The organism is Nitrospinota bacterium, from assembly GCA_009873635.1.
Taxonomy (GTDB): domain Bacteria; phylum Nitrospinota; class Nitrospinia; order Nitrospinales; family VA-1; genus LS-NOB.
This window is the reverse complement of the sequence record WAHY01000015.1, coordinates 33,732-45,758: the sequence shown is the minus strand read 5'-3', so window position 1 is coordinate 45,758 and position 12,027 is coordinate 33,732. Positions and strand designations below refer to the sequence as shown.

General features: G+C 44.6%; 8 protein-coding genes and 1 pseudogene (1 of these 9 cut by a window edge). 2 read left to right on the top strand and 7 right to left on the bottom strand.

The features are described from left to right. Nucleotides 1–213: pseudogene (locus F3741_09580) on the top strand (hypothetical protein) (it extends 825 nt beyond the left edge of the window). Nucleotides 214–229: 16 nt separating this feature from the next. After that, a complete protein-coding gene (locus tag F3741_09575) occupies nt 230–919 on the top strand; it encodes an ABC transporter permease (GenBank protein ID MZG31033.1) in 690 nt (229 codons plus the stop codon). On the opposite strand, the gene F3741_09570 is transcribed toward F3741_09575, so the two are convergent. The 7 genes from F3741_09570 to F3741_09540 form a co-directional block, all read right to left on the bottom strand. Then, complete coding sequence (locus tag F3741_09570) at nt 912–1,676, bottom strand: hypothetical protein (GenBank protein MZG31032.1); 765 nt, start codon at nt 1,674–1,676, stop codon at nt 912–914. The genes F3741_09575 and F3741_09570 overlap by 8 nt on opposite strands. A gap of 4 nt (nt 1,677–1,680) precedes the next feature. Further along, nucleotides 1,681–2,991 (bottom strand): insulinase family protein, encoded by a 1,311-nt coding sequence (locus F3741_09565; GenBank protein MZG31031.1) that lies wholly within the window; start codon nt 2,989–2,991, stop codon nt 1,681–1,683. An 85-nt stretch (nt 2,992–3,076) separates the two neighbouring features. Then, nucleotides 3,077–6,532: a DNA polymerase III subunit alpha gene (gene dnaE, locus F3741_09560; protein MZG31030.1), complete on the bottom strand. Its 3,456-nt coding sequence runs from the start codon at nt 6,530–6,532 to the stop codon at nt 3,077–3,079. A gap of 84 nt (nt 6,533–6,616) precedes the next feature. Continuing rightward, entirely contained in the window at nt 6,617–8,086 is a 1,470-nt protein-coding gene (locus F3741_09555; protein ID MZG31029.1) for a DASS family sodium-coupled anion symporter, read from the bottom strand. A gap of 204 nt (nt 8,087–8,290) precedes the next feature. Continuing rightward, nucleotides 8,291–9,166 carry a heterodisulfide reductase gene (locus F3741_09550; protein ID MZG31028.1) on the bottom strand — a complete coding sequence of 292 codons (876 nt, stop codon included), beginning with the start codon at nt 9,164–9,166 and terminating at the stop codon, nt 8,291–8,293. Continuing rightward, a complete protein-coding gene (gene sdhB / locus F3741_09545) occupies nt 9,163–10,104 on the bottom strand; it encodes a succinate dehydrogenase iron-sulfur subunit (GenBank protein MZG31027.1) in 942 nt (313 codons plus the stop codon). The genes F3741_09550 and sdhB overlap by 4 nt, the downstream gene beginning before the upstream one ends. Continuing rightward, on the bottom strand, nt 10,104–11,813 hold the full coding sequence (locus tag F3741_09540) for an FAD-binding protein (protein MZG31026.1): 1,710 nt from the start codon (nt 11,811–11,813) through the stop codon (nt 10,104–10,106). The genes sdhB and F3741_09540 overlap by 1 nt, the downstream gene beginning before the upstream one ends. Between the last annotated feature and the right edge of the window lie 214 nt (nt 11,814–12,027).

The window sequence follows — 12,027 nt, the reverse complement described above, 5'->3', positions numbered from 1 at the left end:
GTCTATTCAAATGCCCTGGTTTATGGCTTTGAAGAAGCACTGCTGATCCCTTACAAAAAGTCGGGTCTGGATGTAAGGTATGTTGAAGATTGGCCTGTAGAAAAAATAAACTTCGTTCCAGACGAGTTGAAAGAAAAACTGGTACCCGCCCTGCAAGCACCCTGGAAAAAGTTTCGCGCGAACCTGGAAAAACAGTCCCAGGTAGCCATGTAAAAGTTCAGGATTAACCATGCAAACCATTCCATTACCGGAACTGAGCATCGTCTTCATCCCCGCAGCTTTTCTAATCGCAATAATGTATCAATGGGAGCTCAAACCCTGGGTCGGATTATACGCAAACGCCCGCATGCTTCTTCAGCTCCTGTTGGTTGGCTATTTTCTAAAATACGTTTTCGAAACCACACAACCGATGGTCATCATCGCATTAATTATCGTTATGATAGCAGTGGCTTCATGGATTGCCGTCAGGCCATTCGAAGAACACAAGCCTTTCCTGATAGCCATCATCTCAATCGGAGCACCGGGACTAATTCAACTGGGTCTCGTGACACAACTGGTATTGGACCTGCCAAGATGGTTTGAGCCAAACATGGTGATCCCAATTGCCGGAATGATCTTTGCCAACTCCATGAACACAGTCAGCCTGGCAGCAGAACGTTTTGAATCAGAGTTCAAGCGGGAAAAAGATCCCAAGAGTGCCAGACGAACAGCTTTAGAAGCGGCTCTCATACCACAAATAAATAGTCTTTTTGCTGTTGGGCTTGTTGCATTACCGGGAATGATGACGGGCCAGATACTTTCCGGAGTTGACCCGATCGTCGCAGTGCGTTACCAGATCATGGTGATGTGGATGATATTTGGTTCAGCTGGCATTGCCGCCGCCATATATCTTCTACTACGAGTAAAAACGCTCAACTAAACTTTAAAAGAAGCCAGCCGGCAAGACCTTTTTGCCCGTTCAATTCTTTATTGGAACCATTCCAGACTGCAGTGGCCATCAATACCGATTGCCTGAACTGCACATCATTTGCATTTCCATTTGTCAGGGAACGATTCAAAACCAGACGCCATTTATTGTCTTTCCAAATCGCCCCACCTTTCACATCCTGCTGATTCTGATCGGTCAGAGTGCTGAATCCTTCAGCATTCAAATCTTCAATGGTCTGGTGAGCAAGCATTGAATTGGGGTTATCTTTTACACCTGGCTGGCCCCTCTCCCCGCCAATGGCCTTCCATTGCCAGATATTGACAGGCATTCCCGGCTCTCCCATGGTGATCGAGGGAGCTTCTTTACTAACAGTGACTGGAAACATCACTGCAGCTCGGTCGACATACAAAGCCGAGTGGTCAAAGTTGCTGGACCTGGTATCATCATTCCATTCCAGCATTATGGCGATGTCGTTATTATTTTTAGCCGCGCGAATCGTGACTTCCTTTGTAGAAGGATTCGGCCATTTAGGATTAGTGATCATTTGAGGACCAAGCTCCACCTTTACGGCTACAGCTTTTTTATCCCAAAAGGAGTCATAAGGATCTGACGGCAAAGCTCCATCATGGTTGGCAACAGGTATAGCCGGACCGCAAGTTTCATCCTGCAAACAATCCTCAACATTCACACCGCAAGCCGTGAGAAAAAATAAAAGTAGTGCGAAGGTAAATATTCTATTTTGTTTCATGCAATTAATATTTCAGAGCCAGTTGCTCCAGACCTTCCTGCAATTCCGGAGTATAAGGACCAACAAGAATGAGGTTCATCACTTCAGGAACAAAAGTTTTTCGAGCAACTTCCATAATTTTTGATTTTGAGATCATTTCTATCCGGTTTCGTTCTTCTTCCAAAGAAAGCTCTTCTGAATAGAGATGAGGAAAGGCATAACGCACCACTTGCTTATAAGGATCATCCAGTTCCGAATCCAAATCAAACATATAACGTTTTTTCACATGAGCCACTTCGTAATCTGTAGGGCCATGGTTCACAAAAGCTTTAATTTCCTGAAGCAATACATCTGTCACTTCCAAAAGTTTTTCAGGTCTTACCGTGACATCAAAATCCATGGTGCCAATATCTGACATACTGGTGGCCCGGCATTCTACAGAATATACAAGGCCACGTTCTTCTCTAAGCACTCTCTGTAGCCTGGAGGTGAATCCATCATCAAATATTCGACTGATCAATCCCATCGTCAAAAAATCTTTATGGTTATAGGAACAGGAACGAAAGCATATTTGCAGTTCAATCTGGCTATCTGAGTCCTGCTGAAAAAGAAACTGAGGCCGGTCCTGCTTCTCAGAGATACTATCTATAAAGCAATCTTTTGCAATCGGCGCTACAGTATTTGAGAACCGTGAAAAATACTTTTCTGCCATTGAAAGGATATAATCATGCTCAGTCGGGCCTGAAACCGCCAAAATCATATTGCCGGGAACATAATGGACATTGTAATAATCCCTTAACATTTCCACATTAATAGATTTAATGCTCTTCTCTGTGCCTATAGTTGGCCATGAGATTGGATTATCAGGATAAAGCAACTTGCAGGCCTGGTTGTTTATATCCACATTCACGCCTTCTTCATTAAGTTCTTCATAATACTCTTCAAGAATAATTTCCCTTTCCAGCTCTATTTCCGGAAAAGTTGGGGAATAAAGAAACTCTGAGAAAAGTTCCATCCCCTTATCCAACTCTGAAATATGCGGACTGAACCCGTACTGGGTATACTCACCAAGTGTTGAAGCCCGGAGATCCCGGCCAATATTCTCAAATTCCTTATTCAGGGAAATTGAATTCGGGTATTTCTTATTACCCCGGAACATCATGTGTTCCAGGAAATGGGATATCCCGTTATTCTTATCAGTTTCAAACCTTAAACCAGCGCGGACAAACATTGATACTTCCATGGTGTGAATATGCGGCATTTCAACGGTAACCACCGTCAATCCATTAGCCATCACATCGTTGTAGTATCGTAAGGAAAATTCTTTAACTTCCATATTTATTTCGCCTTCGGCAGATATAAGAAATGTTAAAATTTAAAGCGTTAGATTAGCGCACAAATCAGCGGCCTGCAAATGATTGCTATTCAAATAAAATGGCATCTTCCCCCAGAAGAGACTCAATCTGGCCCAATACTTCATCAGAAGGCTTAATACGTAATTCATCCGCCACAGTTACTACACGTTCTTTATTATCAGGGAATATAAAATGTAACCGGGTATCGTTATTGCCCTTATGTGACGCTAAAATCTCTTTTACCGCGATCAAAGTTTCACGCTCCAGTCCCAGAGTCCTGAAGTGGATCATCACCTTGCCTTGAAAGTGCTGATTCGCCTGTCCAAGCGGAAACACTTCAGTTGCAATGACCTTTGGCAGGCTGCCCTCGGCATCCACTTCACCTTTCACAAGCAGAGGTTCTTCCGCCAACAAAAGCGTTTGGGCTTTTTCATAAATCTCCGGCCAAAGAATAACCTCCACCGAACCCTGCAAATCCTCCAGAGTAATAATCCCCATCTTATCACCCTTGCGAGTGGTTTTAGGGAGATGCTTGATAGGCATACCCGCCAGGCTGACCTTTTTCTTATTTCCCATTTCAGCGATTGAGGCTGAGGTGGCATCTGTAAACCAGGACAACTCCCGGGTGAACCCATCCAGAGGATGGCCAGTGATATAAAACCCTATGCTCTCTTTTTCCAAACGGAGCCTCTCTGTATCACTCCAGTCTTCAACAGAAATGGATTTATCTTCTTCAACATCAGCCTCAAACGTATCAAACATATTCGACTGTCCCAAATTTTGGTCTCTTTGCTTTGCCTGCCCTCGTTCCATACAGACTTGCAAATCGCTCATCATCTGAGCCCTGGTTTTACCAAGGGAATCGCAGGCCCCACTTTTTATCAAACTTTCAAAAACCCGTTTATTGGCTAACTGCATGTCAACGCTCTCACACAACTGTCCCAGGGAGCTGAATTGAGTCAACTCCTTCCTCGCTTCAATAATATTGTCGATGGCCTTGCTCCCGACATTTTTTATTGCCCCAAGACCAAAAACCAACACATTGTTGGCGACTGAAAAGTCACGCTGGCTCAAGTTCACATCCGGAGGTTGTACCGTGATGTTCAATTCACGGCAATCGTGGATATAACGCAAAACCTTATCCGTGTTGTCCATATCACTGGTTATCAATGCACCAAAAAATTCCAGCGGGAAATGAGCTTTCAGGTAGGCGGTCTGGTAAGAAACCTGAGCATATGCGGCGCTGTGAGATTTGTTAAAACCGTAACCGGCAAACTTTTCCATCAGGTTAAAAACTTTCTCCGATTTCTTTACATCTATATTTTTGGCTTTTGACCCATTTAGAAATTTCTCCCTCTGCGCCGCCATTTCCTCAGGTTTCTTTTTACCCATGGCTCTTCTTAACAGATCCGCATCACCCAGACTGAACCCGGCCAGGACGCTTGCAATCTTCATCACTTGTTCCTGGTAGAGGATGACCCCATGTGTTTCCTTGAGAATGGATTCCAATTGAGGAAGATCATATTTTTCTTCCAAAGTCCCATGCTTTCGCTTGACATAATCATCAACCATACCACTTTCAAGGGGCCCTGGCCGGTACATCGCTAAAAGAGCAATGATATCTTCAAAGCAGTCCGGTTTAAGTTTTTTAAGAAGATCGCGCATCCCTGAACTTTCCAGTTGGAATACCCCAAGCGTTTTCGCATCACAAAGCAGCTGATAGGTGGCAGAGTCGTCCAGAGGGATGGCACCTATATCCAAATCAATATTTTTTGATTGCCTGATCAGCTTTAAGGCATTGTTGATCACCGTCAAAGTTCTAAGGCCGAGAAAATCCATTTTCAGCAGGCCGAGTTTTTCTACACTGCCCATGGCATATTGAGTCACAACCTCATCATTTCCACCTTTATAAAGTGGACAAAATTCAGTCAGTGCCTTGGAGGAAATGACCACTCCAGCCGCATGAGTCGAACAATGCCGCTGTAACCCTTCAAGATTTTTAGCAATATCCAGCAGTTCCGCAACTTGCTCATTTTCCTTGCGCAACTTGTCAAATTGCGGTTCTTCCTTGAAAGCTTCTTTAAGAGATATATTCAATTTATTGGGAACAAGTTTCGCTAACTTGTCAACTTCACCATAAGTCATGTCCAAAACTCTACCGACATCACGAATGACCCCCTTAGCGTTCATACTGCCAAAGGTAATAATTTGGGTAACATTCTGGTTGCCACCATATTTCTCGGTAACATATTTAATCACCTCATCCCTGCCATCCATGCAGAAGTCAATATCTATATCCGGCATGCTGACTCTTTCCGGATTCAAAAACCGCTCGAACAACAAATCATACTGCAGGGGATCGATATCAGTGATTTGCAGGGCATAGGCCACCACGCTACCTGCGGCCGAGCCACGGCCAGGACCTACTGGAATGCCGTTTTCCTTGGCGTGGTGGATAAAGTCCCATACGATCAGAAAATAACCGGGGTATCCCATCCTCTTAATAATTCCCAGCTCTTCATCCAGTCTGTTTTCATAGGCTTCACGCTCAAATTCAATCTTGCGTTTATCCAGTTCTTCAAATCTTTTTGCCAAACCTTCGCGAGACTTCTCTTCAAGGTAAGTTTCAAGGGAATATGTGTCAGGAACCGGATAATCCGGAAGATTAAGCTTGTCAAATTCCAGCTCCAGTTCACAGCGATCAGCAATTTTCAAAGTGTTCTCTATCGCTTCTGGTGTCTCTTTAAACAAAGCGATCATCTCTTGAGGAGATTTAAAATAAAATTCATCCTTGGGATACTGCATTCGATAGGGATCTGACATCGTCTTTCCCGTCTGCAGACACAACAGAATTTCATGGGCATGAAAATCTTCTCGATTGATGTAGTGACAATTATTGGTTGCCACTACTGGCAGGTCGAGTTTTTTGCCAATGCCAATAATTTCCTTATTGATTCTGTCCTGGTTTTCCAGTTGGTGATTTTGCAGCTCAAGGAAAAAATTATTCTCCCCCATAATTTCTGAATACTGGCTGGCGACTTTGATAGCACGGGGAACATTCTCACGATTCACGTTATGAGCTACCTCACCACGAATACAAGAGCTCAGAGCGATAAGACCTTCTGAGCATTCTGCCAGCAGTTCCTTATCGATGCGCGGCTTATAATAGAAACCCTCCAGATACCCCTTGGTCACAAGCTTCAGGAGATTTTTATAACCCGTCTCATTTTCAGAAAGAAGAATCAAGTGATATGAAGCATCCCGAAGGCCATCTTTCGAGCTCTTTTCATGTCTGCTTTCGGGGGCAACATAGACTTCACATCCGATGATAGGTTTGACACCAAACTTTCGGGCAGTATTATAAAATTCGACGGCCCCGAACAAATTACCATGGTCGGTCATCGCGACAGCCGGCATACCAAACTCCACTGCTTTTTCAAATAAAGCAGAGTGGCGTATCGAAGAGTCCAGCAAGCTATAAGATGTATGCAGGTGAAGATGTACGAAGTTGGAAGGATTCATGACACACTAAATACCAGTTTACTTTCCTTAAAGCAACACCCTAAGAACCATAACCATAATCACTTAATTTATTGAGGTTTAAGTCTAAAGGAACAGGGATTCCACAAGGATCAAGACAGCACCAGTCACGATCCCCGCTCCAGCAAAGTTGAGCGCAAATCCAGTTCGTGACATCTGCGGGATGGTTACCCAGCCACTTCCAAACACAATTGCATTAGGAGGCGTCGCAACTGGCAACATGAATGCGAAGGATGCTGCCAACGTTGCCGGAACCATAAAAAATAGAGGATGGATGTTTACAGCCACTGCCGACATGCCTAATATCGGGAGAATCATCGTTGTGGTTGCAGTATTTGAGGTCAACTCCGTTAAAAATGTAATGGCAATACAAATACTGAGAACTACTAACCACAATGGCCATCCGGCTACACCTGTAAGCTTATTTCCTATCCATTTATCCAGTCCTGTTGCGCCAAAGCCGCTGGCCAGGGCAAATCCTCCCCCAAATAAAAGTAAAATACCCCAGGGAATTTTTTCCTGTACCGTTTTCCAGTCCAGTGCAAAGAACTCCCTCTTGCCATCTAACTCACGTCCCTTTAGACCATCAATAGGCAAAATCATAAGCAACACACCCATCGTCATGGCTACTGTAGAATCGTGCAAATATTCTGAGTGAGAAAAAAGGCCTGACCATCCGGGCACCACAAACATACCGAAAGAAATTGGCTGGCGAAAAATCCATAAAAAAGCTGTCAGGCAGAACACCACCGCCACAGTTTTTTCAGCACGATTGATGGGGCCTAAATCGTCTAATTCCTGTTGGATGATTTCATGGCTGCCTGCAGAAATATTTTTCAACGATAAAGGAGAAACAAAACGGCATAAGTACAACCAAACTAGTGGAACAAAAACGATAACCACCGGAATGGCCATCACCATCCATTTGAAAAAAGTTATTTCCGGGTACTCCGGGAACATTTTTTTATAAAAACCCACAAACACGATATTTGGTGCCGTGCCAATCAGGGTTCCCGCTCCACCAATACTGGCGGAATAGGCCAGTCCCAACATGAGGACAAGACCCACCCCTTGTTCAATTTGTCTTTGCGTTTCATCATTTTTCACACCGTTTAAAGACGCATCAACAGCAATTTGACGAACAACAGCCATAGCAACCGGGAACATCATCATGGTCGAAGCTGTATTTGATATCCACATCGATAACGCGGCAGTAGCCGTCATAAAACCCAGAATCAAACGTTGAGTTCGAGTTCCAATCACAAGAATGATCCATAAAGCCAGGCGCTTGTGAAAATTCCACTTTTCCATGGCCAGAGCGATCATGAACCCACCAAGGAAAAGAAAAATCAGATGGTTAGCATAATTCGGAGCCACTTGCTTGCTTGGCATGATACCCAGTAATGGGAATAAAAAAAGAGGCAATAAAGCCGTGACAGCCAGTGAGGTACCTTCTCCAATCCACCAGATGGCCATAAGAAAGGTCACCGCCAACATGCGTTGCCCCACAGGTGTTAATCCAGTAAAAGTCGGCATTGCAAGAAGAGCCAAAAAAATAAAGGCTCCCAAAGCCAGAACAAATAATTGTCTATTGAAAGTAGTTTTCACCAGGAGTTCATATCCACAAAAAAATTAACGCAATGATATTAACCTTTTCGGTGACATGATAGGAGATATTTTTTCTTAAAGGTTTTGCTATAGAAGTTGTAACGAACTAAATTACAGGATGCTTAATTAAACCTAACTTGCTAATATCTCGTTGATTTTCAGGGTGGAGACAATATGTTTATCCATGCCAAGCTCAGCAGGGGAATAGCCGAGTGCCAAGGCAACAAGCTGGGGGAGGTGTAAAATAGGGATTTCATTATTCTTCTTCTGAAGGATTTCCATCTCCGGCTGATAAGAATCCAGGCTCAAGTGGCAAAGCGGACACCCTGTTGCCAAAACATCAGCTCCGTGGTTTATAGCGTCCAGCAAAGCATTGCCCGACATACCCAGAGAAGCGGGTTTGTTCATCATGATGATGGGAAATCCACAACACTTGGTTCGACTAGGATAATAAACCGGTGTCGCGCCCAGTGCCGCAAAGATATCTTCCATGCCGGTCGGGTTATCCGGGTTCTCGAAGTCCGAGTTTTCTGACGGGCGAAGAACATAACAACCATAAAACGCCGCAACTTTTAACCCGGTCAACGGTCTCTTGATGCGTTCCTTCAATCTTGCCATTCCCTCTTCAGTGGCAAGAATGTTGGCAAAATGTTTGATTTTGGTCTTGCCATTATATTGATGTCCGCCCTCGTCAAGGATATCGTTGACCTTTTTTTTGTATTCAGGATCCTCATTTAGATGAGCCTCAGTTTTCTTCAAAGTACCCTGGCAGGTAGAGCAGATTGTGACAATATCAAGGTTCTGTTTTTCAGCAATAGAAAAAGTACGTGCATTAAGAGCGTCTGCAAGGAGAGGACTTTTTTCAGAAACCACCCCGGCACCACAGCAGGAAGCGGCTTTCATTTCTACGAAATCAAATCCCAGGCCTTCCGCCGCCTTAGTTGTAGATAGCATTAACTCCCGGGTCGCCCCTTTCGCAACACATCCAGTAAACAGGGCAAACTTCATTGGTCCAACTCCTTGAAAATACGTTTAACATCATCCATCTCCTCAATTGAATGATGGATAACAGGCGGCACCTTGCCTTTCAGGAACATGCGCAATCCAACCGGGATCAGACTCATCAGTCCTGGAATATTAAAAAATCCCATTGACTCAACGGGGATTCTGTTTTCGTTCAAATTTCCGCTTCTTTTCACAGAATTAAAAAAGGAAAGAGCGTGGCGGGCTCCATTATTGTTGTGTACACCCTGCTCCAGAGCAACGGTCATGACTTCTTTTATGCGATCAAACGGTCTCGCCGGTTTCGGGCAACGCTCAACACATTCAGCACAGTGAGTACAGTCCCAAATGCCACCCGGCTCACTGAGTTCCTTGACCCGCTCAAGGGTCTTGGAGTCACGCGAGTCACCGACAAACCTTTGAGCCTTTGCGAGGGCGGCAGGCCCCAGAAAGTTGTCGTCCACTTCCAGCACATTGCAGTCTGAATAACAGGCCCCACACATGATGCATGTACTGGAGTCATCAATTTTCAGAAACTCTTCCTGCGACTGGCGCCGTTCTTTTTCCGGAGGTGCTTCTTTTGGCTCCAGATAAGGTTTGACCTTATTTATCTTGTCCCAGAACGGGGTGAAATCGACCACCAGATCTTTGATCGGCTTCATATTGCCGAGCGGTTCCAAAGTGATGGTTTCGTCATTATCTATAATGTGTTCGGCCTGTCGCTGGCAAGCCAGCAGAGCGTGACCATTCGCCTTTACAGCACAAGACCCGCATATCGCGCTTCGACAAGACATGCGGTAAGAGAAGCTTCCGTCCAGTGTCCATTTAATCAGGTTCATACAATCGAGAAGCGTGGAACCTTTAGGTATATCCAGTTGGAATTCCTCAAAATAAGGTTCCGCCTGTTTTTCCGGATTGAATCGCTTGATCCTGAAAGTCGCCATTAATATGTTCTCTCTGCGGGTTGATATTTGGTAATCACAACGGGTTTCTTTTTAATGACCAGTCCATCCTGGGAATCAAAGATCATCGTATGATAGAGAAAGTTTTCATCATCGCGTTTGGGGTAATCCGTTCGATAATGCCCGCCCCGGCTTTCCTTTCTCTCCAAGGCCGCAGTGGCAATAAGCATTGCCATGCCTAGCATGTTCCCCAACTCAATAATTTCATAAATCTCGGTGTTGAACACCTTACCTTTGTCTGTCACTCTACCCTTTTTGAACTTTTCCTGCAGTCCTTTCAAGGTATCAATGCAAACTTTAAGTTTCTCTTCATCACGGAAAACACCACAATGGGTCATCATCACTTCTTTCATTTCATCACGGATATCGTTATAGCTTTCTGACCCATCTCTTTGATAAATATCCTCAAACTTTTTCAGAACCCGTGCTTTTTCCTGCCCTTCATTTACATTTCCATGGTCAATACCCACGGCATATTCAAGCACCGATTTACCCGCACGTTCTCCAAACACGACAGCGTCCAGAAGGGAATTTGTACCCAGCCGGTTTCCACCATGAACAGAGACACAGGCGCATTCTCCAGCGGCAAAAAAACCGTTCACACGGGTGCCCTTTTCATCACTGATAACGTGGCAGTCTTTATCAACCGGAATCCCCCCCATTGAATAATGCGCTGTAGGTTGAATAGGAAGACAATCTGTAATGCAGTCTATACCTAAAAAGTCGATGCCCAATTGCCGGATTTGAGGCAGGCGTTCCATGATCCGTTCCTTACCCAAATGTCTTAAATCCAGGTTGATACAGTCTTCACCATTGACACCACGGCCTGCATCTATTTCACTCTGTTCAGCCCGTGCAACAATATCACGAGGAGCCAACTCCATACGTGAAGGGGCATACTTTTCCATAAAACGTTCGCCATTTCCATTCAATAGATATGCACCTTCACCACGTGCTGCTTCTGAAAACAAAATTCCCTGGCGGAACAAACCTGATGGATGAAACTGGACAAACTCTGGATCTTCCAGAGGAATGCCTACATCGAATGCGGCCATTACACCATCAGCTGTGCTGGCAAAAGCGTTTGAAGTAATTTTGAAAACCCTGCCATAACCACCCGTTGCAAATACAACAGCTTTGGCCTTCATCACTTCCACTTCCCCCGTCTGGATATTACTGACCACGACACCATTGCAACGGTCACCATCAAGGATCAGGGAATGCATGTACCACTCATTATAAATTTTTACGGATTCCTCATTCTTCATGAGTTGTTCATGAAGTGCATGCAAAATGGCATGGCCAGTACGATCAGCAGAAAAACATGCACGTGGTTTAGAATGGCCACCGAAACTTCGCTGAGCAATTTTTCCATCTGGAGTACGGCTGAAAATACAGCCCATATGCTCCAATTCATAGATGACTCTGGGGGCGGCCTTGACATATTCCTCCACGGCGTCCTGATCACTGAGGAAGTCACCACCCTTGACGGTGTCATACATATGCTCTTCCCAGCTATCCGGTTCCGAGCTTCCTAGAGAAGCGGCAATCCCACCTTGTGCGGCACCTGAATGAGATCGAGAGGGGTATACTTTGGTCAATAGAGCAACATCCAGCTCTTTACATGCCTCCAAAGCACAACGCATTCCCGCAAGACCAGCACCAATAATCACTACATCATGTTGAATCACAAAGTCACCTCAAAACGAGAAGGATCCCGCACTTCAATTGTATATTTATATATCCGGTTAAATTCAGACTTTAAACCTTTACAACATCCTCTACCAACTATCTCAATCCCGACCCCTCACAAGCACTACAAAACCATTGAAAACCAAAGGGAAAACCTTTGAAACTAAATGCAGGCGGGCTCACTATAGGGGTAGCTACCGGAATCAAAATAGA